This is a genomic window from Neptunomonas sp., from assembly GCF_041601355.1.
GTDB lineage: Bacteria > Pseudomonadota > Gammaproteobacteria > Pseudomonadales > Balneatricaceae > Neptunomonas.
Window position 1 is genome coordinate 1 of sequence record NZ_JBFIIH010000029.1, and the last position, 19,167, is coordinate 19,167.

At 48.1% G+C, this 19,167-nt stretch carries 17 protein-coding genes; 12 read left to right on the forward strand and 5 right to left on the reverse strand.

Features of this window, described 5'->3' with window-relative positions; all coding sequences use genetic code 11:
• Positions 1-485 precede the first annotated feature (485 nt).
• Genes ABY436_RS06715 through ABY436_RS06725 form a run of 3 tightly spaced genes read right to left on the reverse strand, consistent with a single transcriptional unit; the run spans position 486 to position 4,843 of the window.
• The gene (locus ABY436_RS06715) at positions 486-1,319 is read right to left on the reverse strand and encodes a universal stress protein (protein WP_372738231.1); all 834 of its coding nucleotides are present in this window, start codon (positions 1,317-1,319) and stop codon (positions 486-488) included.
• Positions 1,312-3,711 (reverse strand): RND family transporter, encoded by a 2,400-nt coding sequence (locus ABY436_RS06720; protein ID WP_372738232.1) that lies wholly within the window; start codon positions 3,709-3,711, stop codon positions 1,312-1,314. Before ABY436_RS06720 ends, ABY436_RS06715 begins: the two co-directional genes overlap by 8 nt.
• Positions 3,704-4,843: a WD40/YVTN/BNR-like repeat-containing protein gene (locus tag ABY436_RS06725; protein ID WP_372738233.1), complete on the reverse strand. Its 1,140-nt coding sequence runs from the start codon at positions 4,841-4,843 to the stop codon at positions 3,704-3,706. Before ABY436_RS06725 ends, ABY436_RS06720 begins: the two co-directional genes overlap by 8 nt.
• 314 nt (positions 4,844-5,157) lie before the next feature.
• Between ABY436_RS06725 and ABY436_RS06730 the strand changes: the two genes are divergently transcribed.
• The 8 genes from ABY436_RS06730 (at position 5,158) to ABY436_RS06765 (ending at position 12,822) form a co-directional block, all read left to right on the forward strand.
• Complete coding sequence (locus ABY436_RS06730; RefSeq protein ID WP_372738234.1) at positions 5,158-6,270, forward strand: branched-chain amino acid ABC transporter substrate-binding protein; 1,113 nt, start codon at positions 5,158-5,160, stop codon at positions 6,268-6,270.
• A gap of 111 nt (positions 6,271-6,381) precedes the next feature.
• Complete coding sequence (livH, locus tag ABY436_RS06735; protein WP_372738235.1) at positions 6,382-7,308, forward strand: high-affinity branched-chain amino acid ABC transporter permease LivH; 927 nt, start codon at positions 6,382-6,384, stop codon at positions 7,306-7,308.
• Complete coding sequence (locus ABY436_RS06740; protein ID WP_372738263.1) at positions 7,305-8,555, forward strand: high-affinity branched-chain amino acid ABC transporter permease LivM; 1,251 nt, start codon at positions 7,305-7,307, stop codon at positions 8,553-8,555. The genes livH and ABY436_RS06740 overlap by 4 nt, the downstream gene beginning before the upstream one ends.
• Positions 8,555-9,322 (forward strand): high-affinity branched-chain amino acid ABC transporter ATP-binding protein LivG, encoded by a 768-nt coding sequence (gene livG, locus ABY436_RS06745; protein WP_372738236.1) that lies wholly within the window; start codon positions 8,555-8,557, stop codon positions 9,320-9,322. Before ABY436_RS06740 ends, livG begins: the two co-directional genes overlap by 1 nt.
• 1 nt (position 9,323) lies before the next feature.
• Positions 9,324-10,025, forward strand: a complete 702-nt coding sequence (locus ABY436_RS06750; RefSeq protein WP_372738237.1) for an ABC transporter ATP-binding protein — start codon at positions 9,324-9,326, stop codon at positions 10,023-10,025.
• 212 nt (positions 10,026-10,237) lie between these two features.
• On the forward strand, positions 10,238-11,164 hold the full coding sequence (locus ABY436_RS06755; RefSeq protein ID WP_372738238.1) for an exopolyphosphatase: 927 nt from the start codon (positions 10,238-10,240) through the stop codon (positions 11,162-11,164).
• Positions 11,165-11,180: 16 nt separating this feature from the next.
• On the forward strand, positions 11,181-12,347 hold the full coding sequence (locus ABY436_RS06760; protein WP_372738239.1) for a PilT/PilU family type 4a pilus ATPase: 1,167 nt from the start codon (positions 11,181-11,183) through the stop codon (positions 12,345-12,347).
• 70 nt (positions 12,348-12,417) lie between these two features.
• The gene (locus tag ABY436_RS06765; RefSeq protein ID WP_372738240.1) at positions 12,418-12,822 is read left to right on the forward strand and encodes an SMI1/KNR4 family protein; all 405 of its coding nucleotides are present in this window, start codon (positions 12,418-12,420) and stop codon (positions 12,820-12,822) included.
• A 59-nt stretch (positions 12,823-12,881) separates the two neighbouring features.
• Here ABY436_RS06765 and ABY436_RS06770 read toward each other — a convergent pair whose 3' ends face one another.
• On the reverse strand, positions 12,882-13,067 hold the full coding sequence (locus tag ABY436_RS06770; protein WP_372738241.1) for a hypothetical protein: 186 nt from the start codon (positions 13,065-13,067) through the stop codon (positions 12,882-12,884).
• A 106-nt stretch (positions 13,068-13,173) separates the two neighbouring features.
• Positions 13,174-14,067, reverse strand: coding sequence for a hypothetical protein (locus ABY436_RS06775; RefSeq protein WP_372738242.1), 894 nt, complete (start codon positions 14,065-14,067; stop codon positions 13,174-13,176).
• Between the two features lie 131 nt (positions 14,068-14,198).
• On the opposite strand from ABY436_RS06775, the gene ABY436_RS06780 reads away from it, so the two are divergent.
• The 4 genes from ABY436_RS06780 (at position 14,199) to ABY436_RS06795 (ending at position 19,167) form a co-directional block, all read left to right on the forward strand.
• A complete protein-coding gene (locus ABY436_RS06780) occupies positions 14,199-15,632 on the forward strand; it encodes a sigma-54 interaction domain-containing protein (protein WP_372738243.1) in 1,434 nt (477 codons plus the stop codon).
• A gap of 186 nt (positions 15,633-15,818) precedes the next feature.
• Positions 15,819-17,450, forward strand: a complete 1,632-nt coding sequence (locus ABY436_RS06785; protein ID WP_372738244.1) for an acyl CoA:acetate/3-ketoacid CoA transferase — start codon at positions 15,819-15,821, stop codon at positions 17,448-17,450.
• Positions 17,451-17,516: 66 nt separating this feature from the next.
• Positions 17,517-18,047, forward strand: coding sequence for a histidine phosphatase family protein (locus ABY436_RS06790; protein WP_372738245.1), 531 nt, complete (start codon positions 17,517-17,519; stop codon positions 18,045-18,047).
• 163 nt (positions 18,048-18,210) lie between these two features.
• Positions 18,211-19,167, forward strand: coding sequence for an AEC family transporter (locus tag ABY436_RS06795; protein ID WP_372738246.1), 957 nt, complete (start codon positions 18,211-18,213; stop codon positions 19,165-19,167).

A 19,167-nucleotide genomic window follows, 5' to 3' on the forward strand; every position in this document is an offset into this window, starting at 1 on the left:
TCATTCAAATTCCATTTTCGTGCGAGTGATGATTTACGAATAATTGTGATCTGACTCCGATTTATCCGATTTTTAAAGACGGAACCGTTTTCCTTGAACTATACGCTTTAGGTTCTCACAAAAAATTTTATCGTGACGAACGCATATATTAGAAACAATTGTGATCTGACCCCAATTTCCACGAACGCATATATTAGAAACAATTGTGATCTGACCCCAATTTCCTTGACCCCAATTTCTGACCTCAATTTCCTCAGACTGTCTTCTTTAGAGTGCAGCGGCTAACAAAAATGCGGCGGCAACCTCTGGCTTATAAACCCGGAATACCTATAGGCCCCGGCAGATCAGGAATAATTGAACAAGCGGATACAGCCAGTGCTAATAAAGTAAGTGTGATCATTTTCAAACGCATACAAGCTCCTTAGTGCTCCCTGTTTATTTAGGTGTTCAGGAGCTTGCCGCTATTGTAGAGATTCTTTGGCGGGCTACAAACTTTTATCAATATCCACGGATAACCCCGCACGCAATACCAGCACATCACAGCTAAGACGATCAAGGATGCGTTCGGCTGTATTACCGAGTAATGCACCTTTAATACCATCGCGCCCATGTGTGCCGATCACCACCAGCGCGGCGTGTTGATCTTCGGCTACTTTGGGAATCCAGTATTCTGGCGGACCTTCTCCCAGATGATAGGCGGAGGGTTTAAGTTGCATGCTGCTAAGCAGTGATTTTGCGGCGCTGGCTGCTCTTTCTTCCGAGAGGCTGGCGGATTGATTGACGGGCTCGGCACCTAACATCGGCGGTGCATATGAAACCACCACCTGCAGTTCAGCTTTAGCTTCTCTGCTGACAAATTCGGCCATCATCAAAACGCCTTGATTGAGCTGTATGCAACTTTTTTTACGCGAAAGCGGATCTACCGCCGCTATGATCTTGCCGCCTTCCCACAGGCTGTCCCTTTTTACCAGTAACACCGGGCAGGGCGTTTGGCGCAGCAGCTGCCAATCCAGCGGTGCCATCAGGCCTTTATGGGTTGCTTCACAGCTTTTAACCAGTAGTGAGAAATGACGTTCTTGCCAACGCGTTAATACATCCTGCAATAAGGTTTTTTCCTCCTGGTAGTGCTCTTTAATCTTGAGCCCATCAGCCTCCAGCGCCGCAACTAAGCGTTTTAACGGGTGGTCCGGCAAGGGTAAAAATAACCAGAGAATCTCCAGTTCGCATGCCATCCGATCGGCGATTAACACACCTCGCTTAATCGCCATTTCTGCTGAGTCACTGGCATCCAGCGCCACCAACACCTTTTTATTAAACATGCGAACTCTCCTCGGTCTGAACCACTTCCCGTTTGCGCAGTAAGCAAGCTAACGCGGGTAGCAAAATGAGTGCTCCCAACATATTCCAGAGGAACATAAAGGTAAGCAACACGCCCATATCGGCCTGGAATTTAATCGGTGAAAATAGCCACAGGACCACGCCTATGGCCAGCGTCAGTCCGGTAAACGCAACTGAGGAGCCGGTAGTTTTCAATGTGGCAAGATAGGCTTCCGGCAAAGGCTTACCTTCCAATAGATAGGTACTCAAACGTGAATAGATATAGATGCCATAATCCACACCGATACCGACACCTAAGGCGATAACCGGCAAGGTGGCAACTTTAACGCCAATACCCAGGTACGCCATCAACGCCTGACACAGCACAGAGGTAAGCGCTAACGGTGCAATAATGCAGATCACTGTTTTGATCGAGCGGAAGGTCAGCAAGCAGAGAATACTCACCACTGCATATACCCAGGCAAGCATCTCGTATTGTGCTGTGCCGATAACATCATTCGTCGCTGCTTCAAAACCGCTGTTTCCGGCAGCCATTTCAAATTTCAGCTCTTCACTGTTATGTTCGGCGGCAAAACTGGCAATGGCGGCCGAGACCCGCTCCAGTGTTTCTGCTTTGTGATCATCGAGAAAGATAATCACCGGTAACAGCGAGCAGCTCCCATTCATTAAGCCGGAAGGCACATACGCCAGTGAAGCGTTGATCACATACTGATTACGGCTGACACTGCGCCACTTCAGGTTACCTTCATTCAGCCCTGAGGTGACCCGTTTAGAGACATCCACCAGTGACACACTGTTTTGAATACCCGGCACATTGGTTAAGAACTGTTGGAGGTTATCCACCATCGACAACGTTGCGAAACTGGTACATTTATCCCTTGCCGTAGTAGCCATCACGACAAAGATGTCGCTGGAGGTGGAATAATGATCCGTTACAAAAGCATTATCGAGGTTGTAACGTGAATCAGCCCGCAGCTCCGGCGCACCTTTATCCAGATCGCCGATTTTCAGATTCTGGCTTGCGTAGATGCCTGCACCCAAGGCAAGCAACGCAAAGGTCACCGCAATAGCAGCACCCCGCGGTTTTGCAAACACGGTGAGCACTTCCCAACGGGAGCTGGCTTTATTCTGGCTGGCATGCATTTTAGCGATCGCTTTTTCACCCACGCCCACATAAGACATCAGCAATGGCAGTAACAACAGGTTTGTTAAAATGATCACCGCGACGCCCACGGAGGCCGCTACCGCTAAATCCTGTATCACCTGGATGTCGATCACCATTAAGGTGACAAAACCTAAGCCATCTGACAATAACGCGGTTAAGCCAGGAATATAGATCGCACGAAAAGCACGGCGGGCGGCTAACCACGGATCAGCGCCTTCTGACTGTTCCAGGCGAATCGTATTCACCACCTGTACGCCATGACTCACACCAATGGCAAATACCAGAAAAGGCACCAGCATGGAGTAAGGATCGAGACCATAACCGAGAGTTTTTAATAAACCCATCTGCCAGACAACGGCCACCAGCGAGCAGCCGATCGGGATCAGCGTACCGGTCACACTACCAGAGTAGAGATATAACAATACCAGCGTGATGCCGATAGCAATGGCGAAGAAGAGCGCGACCGATTTAGCGCCATCAATCAGATCACCGATGATTTTGGCAAAGCCGGTAATGCGGATACGAATATCTTCGTTTTCATACTTCTGGCGGATTAATTCTTCCACCTTGCCGGAGAAGGCTTGATAGTTAAGTTTTTCACCGGTGGAGGGATCTATATCAAACAGCGGCATCTGGATAATGGCGGATTTAAAATCGTTCGCCACCAGAATACCCACCTGCCCTGAGCGCAGCACGTTAGTGCGCAGCTGATTCAGACTGGCGGCGCTTCCATCATATTCAGGCGAAATAACCGGCCCGCCTTCAAAGCCCTCCTCGGTGACTTCGGTCCAACGTACGTTGGGCGTCCATATCGATTTAAGCGCCGAGCGATCTACGCCCGGAATAAAAAAAGCTTCATCGGTGACTTGTTTGAGCGTTTCCTGAAACTTTGCAGTGAAAATATCGCCTTCTGTTGCTTCCACTACCACGCGTAAACTATTGCCCAGTCCGGACAGGTCGTCTCTGTATTTGAGATAGTTTTCAACATAGGGATGGCTGGTCGGAATCATTTTAACAAAACTGGCATCAGGTCGCATCTGTAACGCCTGAAAGCCTAACCAAAGCGTCATCAGCACAAAAATCAGTAATACGGGTAAGCGTTTGTGAAACAACACCCGCTCTATAATTTGTTCAGAAAGCTTAATCGGCCCTAATAGCGCGGATGTCAGCCCTGATGATTTTTCTGGCGTAGGCGATGAATTACTCATAACTCGCCTCCAGCACTTTATCCGTTATCCGCTTTATGCCTTTTTCGCCCACCAGCACCCAACCATCCTTAACACGGACAACGCTACTCCATGCACGCCGATCCTGAACATCAAATGCTTTGAGCTGAGCAAGCGACCGGCCGTGTAAGACTAAGCCACCCTGTCCCACCAACATGATCTCGTCATTATAAGTCGCTGCACCCGAGATGGATGCCGAACGGGTCAACGCCACTTGCTGCCATGAGTCGCCATGATCCTGGCTGGCAAACAGGTGTCCGCGCAAACCCAGTGCTAACACTTGGTCCTGATAGGAGGATAAGCCAAAAAATGAGCCCTCATAAGGAGAGTCCAGTGCCACCCAGGACTCGCCCTGATCGTCTGATCTGAATAATAGGCCTGCTTCAGCGGCGATGATGAGTGTTTGCTGACCCGCAACCTGCTGATTAACTACTTTCTTATCAACTAAAAGCGCATTCAGATGAAAACGGTCCGGATTGGGCACATGATGCGACAGCACTACCCAACTACTTCCGCCATCCTCGGTTTTCAGTAACAGGCCATACGCACCCAGCACAAAACCTTTCTGGTTATTAATAAAGTAGATATCCAGTATTGGCTGAGTCGGCCCCTCCTCTACCGCCACCATGGCATCATCTAAGAAGAGTTCCAGATCCTCGAGAGATAGATCCGCTGTTTTAGAATCGCCTCCTGCATCAACTAACGCCTGATACGTGTCTAGTTGCAATTGGTTTAACTGTCGTCCATCAAGTTGCCTGATCCAGGAGTCACCGCCGTCCGCTGTATGAATGACGACGCCATCGTGACCTGCCGCCCACCCATGCCGGGCATCAGAAAAGTAAACAGATGTGAGTAATACACTGACCGGGGTCTGAATTTGTGTCCAGTCTGCTCCCTGATCATCCGAAACAAGAACACGCCCATAATCTCCCACGACCACGAGACGATCACCGGCTTTGGCAATATCCAGCAGTAATCCTTCACTTGCCCGTGACGACAGCAAGCTGGGGGTGTCTATCCGGTCTGCCGCCGCAGACACCCACGCCGTCATTGCCAGCGATAAACAACAAACAAACCAGCGCGCACGCTGAAAGACTTTTGTGAAACTGAGCATAAAGCCCCCATTTCTTATCATTATTTGGGGAATCAAAAGAAACACCAGCATAACACTCTGTGTGATGTTCTTCCTGCCACGATAAGTGACATTCTTAACCTGTTGATAGCATCGTTTGTTCACCACATCCGCTCAATAACAGAAGCTCCCAATATTGGTGACATTATCGATCAGATAACTTTTCAGAAACCTTGTTTCCTATAGTAAACATTGATTTTTTCTTTTATTTATAGTTTATTCAACCTGTCTGAATAATAACTATAGGGTCCGGGCATCGTTATATCGAGCCAAAGGACGGAGAGGGTATATTTCCCATGAAGAAATTTACACGTACGCTGTTGTCTGTAGGTACTGCACTTTGCTTATATGGTGCAGCAGCGCAGGCTGACACCATCAAAATCGGCCTGGCGGGTCCTGCAACAGGACCTGTTGCCCAATACGGTGATATGCAGAAAATTGGTGTATTGGCAGCGATCGAACAGATCAACAAAGCGGGCGGCGTCAATGGCATGCAGCTTGAAGGTGTAATTTATGATGACGCCTGTGATCCAAAGCAAGCGGTCGCGGTAGCTAACAAAATAGTTAACGATGGTATTTTTCACGTTGTTGGCCATCTGTGTTCATCATCGACTGAGCCCGCTTCTGATATCTATGAAGAAGAAGGCGTATTGATGATTACTGCGGCTTCTACCTCTCCGAGTATCACCGAGAAAGGTTATCAGATGATCTTCCGTACGATCGGTCTGGATAGCATGCAAGGACCCTTCGCCGGACAATACATTATTAACAACGTTAAGCCAAAAAACATGGCGATCATTCATGATAAGCAGCAGTACGGTGAAGGCTTAGCAACTGCAGTGAAAAATGAAGTGGAAACGGCGGGCATCAAACCGGTTATGTTTGAAGGTGTCACACCCGGCGATAAAGATTTCTCCGCGCTGATCGCTAAATTGAAAAGGAACAACGTTGACTTCGTTTACTACGGTGGCTACCACCCGGAGCTAGGTCTGATTCTGCGTCAGGCAAGTGCGAAAGGCTTAGACGCCAGATTCATGGGACCAGAAGGCGTGGGTAACCCGGACATCTCTAAAATTGCCGGCGAAGCATCTGAAGGCTTATTAGTAACACTGCCACAGAGCTTCGAAAAAGATCCGGCTAACCAAGCATTGGTTAAGGCAATTACAGATAAAGGTGAAGATCCAAGCGGCCCATTCGTATTCCCTGCTTATTCTGCGATAGAAGTCATGACAGCAGCAATGACAGCGACAGGAACAACCGATACAGAAAAATTAGCTGATTACATCCGTGCGAATACATTCAAAACCACAACGGGTGATCTTTCCTTTAATGAAAAAGGTGATCTGAAAGAGTTCTCGTTTGTCGTATACGACTGGCATGCTGACGGTACTAAAACACCGGTTCAGTAATGCAGTTAACAATAAGAGAATCTGATCGGTACTCAGTACCGAGTTGATCCAAAATAACACCCTTATTCCGTGATCCGGGATCAAGGGTGTTTCATTATACGGTTCCCGCATATGTCAGAAACACTTCTTTATTTGACTCAGCAGCTTATTAACGGGCTGACTATCGGGTCGACCTATGCCCTAATCGCTATTGGCTATACCATGGTCTACGGCATCATCGGCATGATTAATTTCGCTCATGGCGAAGTTTATATGATCGGCTCTTACATATCCTTTATCGTCATTGCCGGTTTACTCGGCATGGGCATGGTGAGTCTGCCTCTGATCCTGTTTATCGCTTTAGTCATTGCCGTGCTGATCGCCAGCACCTACGGTTGGACAGTTGAGCGTGTTGCTTATCGCCCATTACGTGGTACGAACCGTTTGATTCCGCTGATCTCGGCAATCGGTATGTCTATCTTTCTGCAAAACTATGTTGTTTTGTCGCAGGGTTCGCGTGATGTCGCGCTGCCTCCCATGATCTCCGGCGGCTGGACCTTTGGCGATCCAAGCTTATTTGAAGTCTCTTTTTCCTATATGCAGCTATTCATCTGGGTGGCTACTTTCATCACGATGCTAGGCTTAACCCTGTTTATCTCGCGTTCGCGTATGGGGCGCGCTTGTCGTGCCTGTTCAGAAGATCTCGGCATGACCAACTTACTCGGTGTTGATACTAACCGCGTTATCGCTATGACCTTTATTATTGGTGCAGCCCTGGCAGCTATTGCCGGCTTACTCCTGAGCCTTTATTACGGCGTAGTGAACCCTTTTATTGGCTTTATGGCAGGCTTGAAAGCCTTTACAGCAGCGGTGCTCGGCGGTATCGGTTCAATCCCTGGCGCGGTATTGGGTGGACTCATACTCGGTGTTACCGAAGCACTCACAGCAGCGTACTTTCCTTCGGAATACAAAGACGTCGTTGCCTTCAGCTTATTAATACTCATCCTCCTGTTCCGTCCCAGTGGCTTGCTAGGCAAACCGGAAGTGGAGAAAGTCTGATGGGTAAACTCTACAACGCAATTTTTTCTGCAGGTATTGCTTTTGTATTGGCCTGCCTGATGATTGGCGTCAAGCTAGACACCGACGGCACAACGCTAAAAGTACATGGCGCATCTCCTGAGCAATGGACCTGGATTATTGGCGGTATTGCACTGGTCTTCCTCTCACAGCTGTTTGCTGATCAGATCGACGCTGCTTTTGGCAAAATTCCTAAGCCAAACCTAAGCAACCTAATACCTGAAGGCGACAAAATGGTGCGATTGAAACCCTGGCTGCTTGCCGGTGTTTTTGTCTGTATGGTTATCTGGCCTTTTCTGGTGTCCCGTGGTTCTGTTGACCTGGCGACACTCGCGCTGATCTACATCATGCTCGGCCTTGGTCTGAATATCGTGGTCGGTCTGGCCGGTCTGCTGGATTTAGGTTATGTCGCTTTTTATGCAGTCGGTGCCTACACCTATGCGTTGCTATCCCAGTATTTCGGCTTATCTTTCTGGGTCTGTTTACCGATTTCTGCCGGGATGGCAGCACTTTTCGGCTTTCTGTTAGGCTTCCCGGTCCTGCGGTTACGCGGTGATTATCTCGCCATTGTGACCTTAGGCTTCGGTGAAATCATCCGTATTCTGCTGAATAACTGGACAGCAGTCACAGGCGGCCCTAACGGCATCTCCGGCATCGATAAGCCGACACTGTTCGGGCTGGAGTTTTCCCGCCGCCCAAGCGAAGGCGGTACGACTTTCCATGAGTTTTTCGGTATCGATTACTCTAGTACCTACAAGGTGATCTTCCTTTACCTGATCGCCGTCGTCCTGGTTGCCTTCGTCATCTACGTCATCAACCGTTTGATGCGTATGCCGATTGGCCGCGCATGGGAAGCATTGCGTGAAGATGAGATCGCTTGTCGCTCACTCGGACTTAACCGTACTGCGATCAAGCTATCCGCTTTTACAATTGGCGCATCGACAGCGGGTTTTGCGGGCTCGTTCTTTGCTGCCAGACAAGGTTTTATCAGCCCTGAGTCATTCACCTTTATCGAATCCGCCATCATTCTGGCGATTGTTGTTCTGGGGGGAATGGGCTCACAGATAGGCATCATTCTGGCCGCTATCGTCATGACAATTCTGCCTGAGCTGGCGCGTGAGTTTTCTGAGTACCGCATGCTGTTGTTCGGATTAACCATGGTTCTGATGATGCGCTGGCGCCCACAAGGTTTAGTCCCCATGAAGCGCCCTGTTCTGGAGTTAAAATAATGAGTCAGTTATTACTCGATGTGAATGGGCTGACCATGCAATTTGGCGGACTGAAGGCAGTAGACAAGGTAAATCTAACGGTCAAAAATCGCCAAATCGTCTCTATTATTGGCCCCAATGGTGCAGGCAAAACTACCGTGTTTAACTGCTTATCCGGTTTTTATATTCCAACGACCGGCAGTGTCATTTTCAAGGGCACAGAAATAGCCGGTATGAAAGATTATCAGATCTCTCGTCAGGGCTTAGTACGCACTTTTCAGCACGTACGACTGTTTTCCAACATGACGGTTATTGAAAATATGCTGGTTGCACAGCATCGTCATTTAAATACTGGCCTGCTATCCGGGCTATTTAAGACCCCCTCATACCGTCGCCTCGAGCGGGAAGCGATGGACAGAGCGGCTTTCTGGTTGAAGGAGGTCAATCTGCTGGATTCGGCCAACCGCGAGTCAGGCAACCTTTCTTATGGTCAGCAACGCCGCTTAGAGATTGCCCGCTGTATGGTCACCCAGCCAGAATTACTCATGCTGGATGAGCCTGCAGCAGGCTTGAACCCGAATGAAACCAAGGAACTGGATGAGCTGATTATCAGGCTACGGGATGAACATGAAATATCTATCCTGCTGATCGAGCACGATATGGGGCTGGTCATGGGTATTTCAGATCACATTTATGTGATTGCACAAGGAATGCCTCTGGCCGACGGCAATGCCGACGAGATCAAGAACAATCCTGATGTCATCAAAGCCTACCTCGGGGAGTCGTAAGATGCTGAAACTGGAAAATGTAAACACCCATTACGGCAAGATTCAGGCATTGCACGATATCTCCATCGACGTACATAAGGGTGAAATCGTCACGTTGATCGGCGCGAATGGGGCAGGAAAAACCACACTGATGATGACTATCTGTGGCGATCCCCGCGCTTCATCCGGAAAAATATTTTTCGATGGCGAGGATATATCCGCTGTTAACACCCCTGAAATCATGCGCAAAGGACTGGCTGTCGTGCCTGAAGGCCGTCGCGTATTCTCCCGTTTAACCGTGCAGGAAAACCTGCACATGGGTGCGTATTTTCGCAGCAACGCTGAATACAAAGAAAGCCTGGCACACGTACTGGAGCTGTTTCCCCGGTTAGAGGAACGCATTGATCAGCGAGCAGGCACTATGTCTGGCGGTGAACAACAAATGCTAGCCATCGGCCGTGCCATGATGAGTCGTCCGCGTATGATTTTGCTGGATGAGCCATCATTGGGGCTTGCACCTATCATTATTCAGCAGATTTTCTCCATTATTGAGAAGCTGCGCGATGATGGCGTTACCATCTTTTTAGTAGAACAAAACGCCAATCAGGCGCTGCGTATTGCTGATCGTGGTTATGTCATGGAGAACGGCCGTGTGGTTCTTAGTGATAGCGGGGATGCCCTGCTGACAAACCCTGAAGTGCGTAAAGCCTACTTGGGTGGCTAGCAGAATGTTAGACTGTCGGTCTTAACTCAGAATCAAAAAAGCCACTCGCTATTGATATAACGAGTGGCTTTTTTTATCACTTTTTCAAATTGTACCTAATAACTTGCATAATAACTTTCCTGATAACTTTCCTGAGAACTGGGCCTGCATATCGCTGATCCTTGACTATACTGCTTTCTATAAAATCTGGAAGCTAACGCAGGAATACAGGTATGTCTCAATTTCGATTAGTCACCCGTAGCGATTTTGACGGGCTGGTTTGCGCAGTACTACTTAAACATCTTGATCTGATCAACGATATCAAATTTGTTCATCCCAAAGATATGCAGGATGGCAGCGTAGATATCAATGCAAACGATATTACGACCAACTTACCCTATGTCGCATCAGCCCACTTAAGCTTTGATCACCATTCATCAGAAACGATTCGTAATCAAGGTACCAAAACCAATCATATTATCGATCCTGAAGCACCCTCCGCTGCCCGTGTCGTCTGGCTGCATTACGGTGGCCACGATGCCTTCCCGACAGAATGGGATGAGATGATGGAAGCTGTGGATAAAGGGGATTCCGCGCAATATAACGAGAAAGAAGTACTCGATCCTAAAAAATGGGAACTACTGAACTTCCTGATGGATGCCCGCACGGGCCTGGGACGTTTTCGTGAATTCCGGATTTCCAACTACAATCTGATGATGGATCTGATCGATTACTGCAAGCATCATTCAATCGATCAGATTTTCGAACTCCCTGATGTTAAAGAGCGCGTTGACCTCTATTTTGACCAGGAAACGAAATTCAAAGATCAGATCAACCGTTGCGCAACAGTCTATGGAAACTTAGTCGTGCTGGATCTGCGTAATGAAGAGGTGATCTACGCTGGAAACCGCTTCGTCATCTATGCCCTCTTCCCGCAATGTAATATATCCATTCATGTACTCTGGGGTCTTAAACAGCAAAACACAGTTTTTGCCACCGGCAAATCAATCTTTGACCGCTCGTCAAAAACCAATGTTGGCGAGCTGATGCTGGCCTATAACGGTGGTGGTCATGAGGCTGCGGGGACTTGCCAGGTAGACAATGATAAAGCTGAAGAAACGTTACTGAAGCTTATCGCACAAATTAACGCTGACGGATAAACAGGATTATTCGACAATGGAATTTTACGATTGCCTTCGCCTATTAGCGGCCAAAGATGGTTCAGACCTCTACCTTTCCACCGGAGCGCCACCGTGTGCCAAGTTTCAGGGCGCGTTAAAACCGCTCAGCAAAACACCTTATCAGCCGGGTGATATTGAAAAAATAGCGCTACAAGTGATGGATGCCGAACAGCGCGAAAAATTTCAGCATGAACTGGAGATGAACCTGGCTATCTCGGTTGAGAAGACGGGACGCTTTCGTCTGAATATTTTCAAACAGCGCAATGACGTGGCCATCGTTGCGCGAAATATCAAAACCGATATTCCACGGATGGACGATCTGGGTCTGCCGGAGATATTAAAAGAAGTCGTCATGGCAAAACGCGGCCTGGTACTGTTTGTCGGCGGAACCGGCTCAGGTAAATCAACCTCACTGGCAGCCTTGATTGACCATCGTAACAGTAACAGCGGCGGTCACATCATCACCATCGAAGATCCAATCGAGTTTGTTCACCACCACAAAAAATCGATCGTCAATCAGCGCGAAGTCGGTGTTGATACCCGCAGCTTCCACAATGCACTGGTTAATACGTTACGCCAGGCCCCCGACGTCATCCTGATCGGTGAGGTGAGAGATAAAGAAACCATGGAGCACTGTCTGGCTTTTGCCGAAACAGGCCACCTGGCAATCTCAACGCTACACGCCAACAACGCCAATCAGGCCCTTGACCGGATCATTAACTTTTTCCCTGACGAAAAACGCAACCAACTATTAATGGACCTCTCGCTGAATGTTCGCGCTATCGTCTCACAACGGCTGGTACATACCATTGATGGCAAACGTGCGGCGGCTATCGAGATCCTCTTAGGTACGTCGACGATCAAAGAACTGATACTCAAAGGTGATATCGACGGTATCAAAGAGATCATGAACAAATCAGAAACCCTCGGCATGCAAACCTTTGATTCAGCACTGTTTAAGCTGGTCAGAGAGGGAAAAGTCAGCGAAGAAGAAGCGATCAAGAATGCCGATTCTGCCAACAACCTGCGCTTAAAGTTCAAACTCAGCGAAGAGAGCACTAACAGCAAGGCCGGCGGGCTTAATTTCAGCCTCGAAGAAGACAAAAAAGAGGAGGAAAGTGACGAAGAAGAAGTAGAGCATAAAGGCCAGACAGTATTCTGATTTATACTGTAAACTGCCGATAAAACTCTACTGTTAAATGGCTCCGGCCTCAGGACACCCAGAAACCGATATGAACGACGTGATTGATGAACTACGTGAGTTGAACCAAGATCGTTTCAACTCAATGCGCCTTCCGACTGAAGATGAACTGGTAGAATTGGAAGAAGAAATTCTTATCTCTATTCCAGCCGACCTGAAAGAGTTTTTGCTGGAGGCCAGCGATGTTGTCTATGGCAGCTTGTCTCCTGTCACGGCAACCGAGCCTCACGAACAAACACATCTGCCAGAACTGACAGCAACGGCCTGGTCACTCGGATTACCCCGCGAGTTGATTCCAATTTGTGAAGCGAATGACGGTTACTATTTTATCGAGCAAGACGGTTCTATTGGCTTCTGGTCAGCAGAAGAAGATGTCTCAGAAGAGCAATGGGATAATCTGTGGGATTGGATCAGTGATGTATGGATGAGTAGTTAAATTAAAGTTTCGTTAACGACCATCTCAAAATTCAGGGTCATTTTTTTTGACCCTTTTTTTCATACATTAACCGATCCGCAACACTCATCAATAAGACAAACAAGCGCTATAGGCACACTAAAGATTCGCTTTGCTAATCGGGTCAAACGATCAAACCGCTCTTCTGCGTCGCTATCCAGAATATTCAGCGAGCAAAGAGTTTTTAAACGTGCTTCTTCATTTTCAGGGGTATCAGGTATCTTCATTCCACAGGCTACTCTTGGCTTTACGCTGCTAGTCAAAAGTTTAGTGTAGTTTAGTTTCCACCCTTCTGAAGTGCATGAGCCACCTCATTTTATCAAGCCAAACGCCTTAATAGGCTTCTATACCGTGCTTTAGCAGCAAGCGAGGCATGACATCATCCAGACTTGCCAGATCACTCATACTCAACTCCAAAAGCGTTAATCCATGCTTTGCATAGGCTTGTAGCTTTTGTTGCTTAATTCTTTGATAGTCAGCATCATTTTCATGCTCCCAGAGCTCAACATATATCTTCCCCGCTGGAATATAAAAAGTGCTGTATACATCCTCATCAATCGGTAAGCGACGCTCATAAGCATGCGCGATATCAGCCAGATATAGCCAGTTATCGATCAGCACTTCAGCCTTTGAGCGTAATTGATGCCCATCAACCGCACGAAAGTTAGCAGGGAATTTTTTCCTGAAAGCCGATGTTGCTTCGTTATTAGCTTCATTCAACCCTAATGCTTGCCCAAGGTCTCCTTTCAGGGCTTTTAAAGAATGCTGAAAAGCCAGATTGTGAATAAAAGCAAACGGCCACAGCACATAAGGAATACCTGTTTTTTGATTCTCTTTCTGTACTCCCCCCAGCGCTTTTCCCTGCTCTGTAAGCTGCCAGCCTTTGCGGTGGCGATTGACCCACCCCAACTCAGAAAACACCGCATTGACTTGCCGGGCAGATAACTCAACCTTTTGTCCTATATTAGCCGCACTGTGAAGATCCTCTTTTTCATACGCGACCACCACTACTTCGCTGCCCTCAATTTTTAACTGAGGAGGCCAAACAATGTAAGATCCGAACTTGTCACTCTGCTTTACTTCCCCGCCCTGCTCCCTTCCACTGTGGGTTAATTCCCAGCTGTTTTCCAAACGCACAATCCATCCGGCATTTTCCAATTGAGCAAACAGCGCTTTACTCGGCATGCCGCGTAATTTTGATAAGGCTGTGGTTGATATTTTATCCATGCAGCATTTCCTGAAAGGCGATTAATCAGTGGCATAATTTAAGGCTAACACTTGTATTCCATGCGACATATGAGTACAAATTTAAAGACCTAATGCAAACAAAACATTTTTAATTAGCAAGGGATGCCTCATTGATCAAACCGACAGATCACCTGCCAGAGCAACACATCTGCCTGGATGAGTTACTTAGCGGGCAAACCATCAAACAGCATCCTTTTGAGCTACTCTCGAGCCTCTGTGAAGGCGCCATTGCCGTAGACACAGACTGTCGAATTATCTGGATGAGCCCTAAATATCGGCAGCTCATTAATATACCAGAAGATAAAGAACTCATCGGCACTCCCATTGAGGAGCTCCTGCCTAACACACAACTGCCACGCGTATTAAAAAGTGGAAAACCGACCTTTGTCGATCTCATGCAAATTAATGGTCGTTGGTGTGTCGTCACACGCATGCCGCTAAAAGATAACGACGCCAGAGTGATGGGCGCCATTGGATTTATTTTTTATACCGATCTGGAAAGCCTGAGGCCACTCTTTGATAAGTTTGCCCGCCTCAAGCGACAGCTCGAACAGCAAAAGCTGATTCGCCCTTCCCGTTATGCGTTAGATGACTTAATTGGCCAGTCTGCCGTCATCCAACAACTGAAAAGACAAGCGCGCAGAGCAGCATTGCTAGATACCACCGTGCTCCTTCTGGGCGAAACAGGCACAGGAAAAGAACTACTTGCCCAAGGTATTCATCATGCATCCCAACGTAACGGTGGCCCATTTGTTGGCATCAACATGGCCGCGCTACCCGAATCGTTAGTCGAAGCAGAACTGTTCGGGGCTGCGCCCGGAGCCTACACCGGTATTGATAAAAACGGACGAAAAGGAAAAATACAGCTGGCAGATGGCGGCACGCTATTTTTGGATGAAATTGCCGAAATGCCGCTTAGCATGCAAGCCAAGCTGCTCAGGGTACTTCAGGAACGCGAAGTAGAGGCGCTGGGATCCAATCGCTTAGAGCACGTCGATTTGCGTGTTATTGCCGCGACATCCGGAAACCTTAAACAACTGGTCGATGAAGGTAAATTTCGCGCCGATCTTTATTACCGCCTGAACGTACTCCCCATCCGGTTAGCGCCACTGCGAGAACGAAAAGAAGATATCCCATTACTCTGTGCTCATATTTTAGAGAGCATTCAACAACAAGCACAAATTCCCGCACTCGCCTTAACTGATTCAGCATTAGCCTGGCTATTTCAATACAGCTGGCCTGGAAATGTGCGCGAACTTCATAACCGTTTAGAGCGGGGCTGTGTGATGGCAGAAGGCACAGCTATACAACCAGAAGACTTAGGAGCGCTGGATGACCTACCCTGTCCTGACCCAGCTAGTGTCACTGGTATTGATACCGGCACTTCACTGACCAGCTTAGCTGAAACGCGCTTAAAAGCAGAGCAAGGCGCACTGCAAGACGCGTTACAACAAACAAGGGGAAATAAGAGCAGCGCCGCTAAGTTGCTCGGTATTTCCCGGGCGACCTTGTATGAACGCTTAAAAAAGTGTCCGGAAAAATAATCAAGCCACACACAAACTATACACAAAACGTACAGAAGTGTTTATAAAATAAGACACATAACAATAGCCATCATTCACGAACTATAAACAAACCACTGATTTAATTGATAAAAAACTGACTGGCCTGGCTTTTGCTCTACTAATCTAAAAAGCAGTCATATAAAAATAAATTATGCAGGTACCAAGATGTCAGCTCGTCTAATTTCAGCAGAAGAAGCCGCACTACTTATCAATGATAACGTCACTATTGCAACGGCCGGATTTATTGGCATCGGCTTCGCCGAAACCCTCGCAAAGGCCATTGAAAAACGTTTCTTGGACACGGGACACCCATCCAACCTGAGTTTGGTATATGCAGCAGGACAAGGCGATGCAAAAAGCCGTGGGCTGAACCGCTTTGGTCATGAAGGCATGATTAAGCGTGTCATAGGCGGACACTGGGGGCTGGCACCCCGTCTGGGGAAACTCGCACTTGAGAATAAAATCGAAGCTTACAACCTGCCTCAGGGCGTTATCTGCCATCTGTTTCGTGATATAGCCGCGGGTAAACCCGGCACACTCACCCATGTAGGCTTACATACATTTGTCGATCCGGAGCAAGACGGAGGCAAAATCAATGCGTGCACTACAGAAGAGATAGTTCAACGTATCGATCTGGCTGGAGAGCCCTACCTTTTTTATAAGGCATTTCCGATTAATATCGCACTGCTACGCGGCACCACCGCTGACCGGTGCGGTAATATCTCAATGGAAAAGGAAGCACTGCCGTTAGAAACACTGGCGATAGCGCAAGCCGTGAAAAACAGCGGAGGGCTGGTATTCGTTCAGGTTGAACGTACGACAGAACAGCACCAGGTAACACCCGACCGCGTCCGCATTCCGGGGATTCTGGTCGATTATGTTGTTTTATCGGAACCTGAAGATCATCCGCAAACGTTTGCTGAGCAGTACAACCCTGCCTATTGTGGAGAGATCCGAAGCGGCAACCCACCGCAGTCTATTCCACTCTCAGCCCGCAAGATCATTGCTCGACGTGCGCTGATGGAGCTACGTAAAGGCGCGGTTGTTAATTTGGGTATCGGTATGCCGGAAGCGATCTCCCAGGTGGCCGCAGAAGAAAACCGCCTGAAAGAGTTCACCTTGACAGTCGAACCCGGCGGTATTGGTGGATCACCGGCCAGTGGACTGAGCTTTGGTGCCGTTGCCAATGCAGATGCCATTATCGATCAACCCGCCCAATTTGATTTTTATGATGGTGGAGGTCTGGATCAGGCATTCTTAGGGCTGGCGGAAACCTGCCCCGAAGGCCATATTAATGTGAGCCGTTTTGGTGACAAACTGTCGGGATGCGGCGGCTTTATCAACATCACCCAAAATACTCAGGATCTTTATTTTCTCGGTACTTTCACCTCAGGAGCACAACAACTCGACATCAACAACAATCAACTCTCCGTCGTTAAGAATGGCCCTATTCGCAAGTTTCTTGCTGCGGTTGAACAGATCACCTTTAATGGACAGTTCGCGCTTAAAAAGCAGCAAAATGTCATGTTTATCACGGAAAGAGCCGTGTTCCGACTCACGCCAGACGGACTTAAACTACTGGAAATAGCACCGGGGGTTGACCTGCAAACCGACATCCTCGACCAGATGGATTTTTTACCGATAATCGATGACGACTATGTGCTGATGGACCCGCGCCTGTTTAATGATGGCCCGATGAACTTACAACATGTGGGCAGCATGCCGATGCGGCATATGCGCTCTATCTGGAAGCGCATGTTGGAAAACACACCAAAAGACAGCGAGTTTGCTGCCTGATTTATATTGCAGACAACGCAAAGCATGATATCTTGCGAGCATACGTTTTGCAGAGCGGAGCTCCTTATGCGCACAATCACTCTGATCCGGCATGCTAAATCCAGCTGGAAAAACCCGGATATTGAGGACTTTAACCGTCCTCTCAATAAACGCGGAAAGCGGGATCTGCCCGCGATGGCTGAACGCCTCAAAAACGCCGGGCTTACACCGGACAAATGCCTGTCCAGCGGGGCAACCCGTGCTTTCCTGACCGCGAAAGCCACCAGTAAACGATTGCCTAATCACCCCTGGATTGAAGTTATTCCAGAGCTTTATGACTCTTGCATGGAAACACTGCTAGACGTGTTACAACGCCACTCAGATAAAGACCACCACGTCATGGTTTTTGGCCACAACCCGGGCTTGCAACGTTTAGGCGAGTACCTGAGTGCCGAGCAGATACCCAACCTTCCCACCTGTGGTGTCATGCATATTCATTTAGGGGTCACCTGCTGGTCTGAATTAAGCGAAGGCTGTGGCACGCTTGAATGGTTTGATTATCCCAAACTGCACCAGAAAGAGACTAAGAAGCAGGCTCTGAAGCAGCCTCAGAAGTAGAGCAAAATATTTCTTTCTGGCAGGCGTTAACAGGCTCTTTTATTAGTACTCTTTATTGCAACAGTCTTTATTGCTAACTCTTCTTTTTAATAGCGTTCTTTATTTATAGAATAGCGCTAACGACAACAGTATCATCCAATTTTTACCTGATCAGGAATCCACAGTGGCCCTTTACTTAGACACGCTGGCTTTCACGGCCAACATCGTGGCCCCGATTTTTTTTATCGTATTCATGGGCGTCTTACTCAAACGCGTCAAGCTCATCGACGACGCGTTTGTCAGCACCGGCTCACGACTGGTGTTCGTCGTTACCTTACCCACTCTTGTTTTTATGAGTATTGCCCGCACCGACTTTCATGCCGTCTTTAATCCGGCACAACTCAGTTATGTTGCCATGGGTACGCTGATCACTTTTGCGGCTATTTGGTGGCTGGCACAACGCTGGATTAGCGAAGCAGAAAATCTCGGCGTTTTTATTCAAGGGGCTTTCAGAGGTAATTTTGGAATCATCGGTTTGGCGGTCTGTTTCAACTTATTTGGCCAGACGGGCTTAGCGAAAGCCTCATTGTTACTGGCGCTGGTGATCCCTCTTTATAACGTGCTAGCTATCATCGCACTCTCATTTCCGATGAAAAACAGCAAAGCATTATCGCTATCGGGTATCGCTTTCGAAATCCTGAAGAACCCTCTGATCATTGCCGTATTATTAGCATTACCCTTTTCCTACTTTGGTTTCACTTTACCTGAAGTGGCTGACAAAACCGGCCGTTACTTTGCCAATCTAACCTTACCATTAGCGCTGCTCACCATCGGCGCCACCCTGAATCTGAAAAGCCTGAAGCACTCATCATCCCAGGCATTCTGGGCCACGGCCATCAAGCTGATAATTCTACCCGTTATACTGACATACGGTGCCTGGCTGGTCGGTTTCAGAGAACAGGATCTGGTATTAATGTTTGTGCTGTTTGGCTGCCCGACCGCAGCTGCCAGTTTTGTCATGGCAAAAGCGATGGGTGGTAACGCTCAGCTGTCAGCTAATATCATTCTGACCACCACTATTGGTTCTGTATTTACGCTAAGCGGTGGCATTTATCTGATGAAATTGCTGGAGGTCTTCTAA

Excerpts from the sequence above, each read along its gene's own strand:
- ABY436_RS06765 (WP_372738240.1), top strand. The coding sequence starts at position 12,418 with ATGAACGACGTGATTGATGAACTACGTGAGTTGAACCAAGATCGTTTC.
- ABY436_RS06730 (WP_372738234.1), top strand. The coding sequence starts at position 5,158 with ATGAAGAAATTTACACGTACGCTGTTGTCTGTAGGTACTGCACTTTGC.
- livH (WP_372738235.1), top strand. The coding sequence starts at position 6,382 with ATGTCAGAAACACTTCTTTATTTGACTCAGCAGCTTATTAACGGGCTG.
- ABY436_RS06770 (WP_372738241.1), bottom strand. The coding sequence starts at position 13,067 with ATGAAGATACCTGATACCCCTGAAAATGAAGAAGCACGTTTAAAAACT.
- ABY436_RS06760 (WP_372738239.1), top strand. The coding sequence starts at position 11,181 with ATGGAATTTTACGATTGCCTTCGCCTATTAGCGGCCAAAGATGGTTCA.
- ABY436_RS06750 (WP_372738237.1), top strand. The coding sequence starts at position 9,324 with ATGCTGAAACTGGAAAATGTAAACACCCATTACGGCAAGATTCAGGCA.
- ABY436_RS06725 (WP_372738233.1), bottom strand. The coding sequence starts at position 4,843 with ATGCTCAGTTTCACAAAAGTCTTTCAGCGTGCGCGCTGGTTTGTTTGT.
- ABY436_RS06755 (WP_372738238.1), top strand. The coding sequence starts at position 10,238 with ATGTCTCAATTTCGATTAGTCACCCGTAGCGATTTTGACGGGCTGGTT.
- ABY436_RS06720 (WP_372738232.1), bottom strand. The coding sequence starts at position 3,711 with ATGAGTAATTCATCGCCTACGCCAGAAAAATCATCAGGGCTGACATCC.
- ABY436_RS06775 (WP_372738242.1), bottom strand. The coding sequence starts at position 14,067 with ATGGATAAAATATCAACCACAGCCTTATCAAAATTACGCGGCATGCCG.
- ABY436_RS06715 (WP_372738231.1), bottom strand. The coding sequence starts at position 1,319 with ATGTTTAATAAAAAGGTGTTGGTGGCGCTGGATGCCAGTGACTCAGCA.
- ABY436_RS06785 (WP_372738244.1), top strand. The coding sequence starts at position 15,819 with ATGTCAGCTCGTCTAATTTCAGCAGAAGAAGCCGCACTACTTATCAAT.
- ABY436_RS06790 (WP_372738245.1), top strand. The coding sequence starts at position 17,517 with ATGCGCACAATCACTCTGATCCGGCATGCTAAATCCAGCTGGAAAAAC.
- livG (WP_372738236.1), top strand. The coding sequence starts at position 8,555 with ATGAGTCAGTTATTACTCGATGTGAATGGGCTGACCATGCAATTTGGC.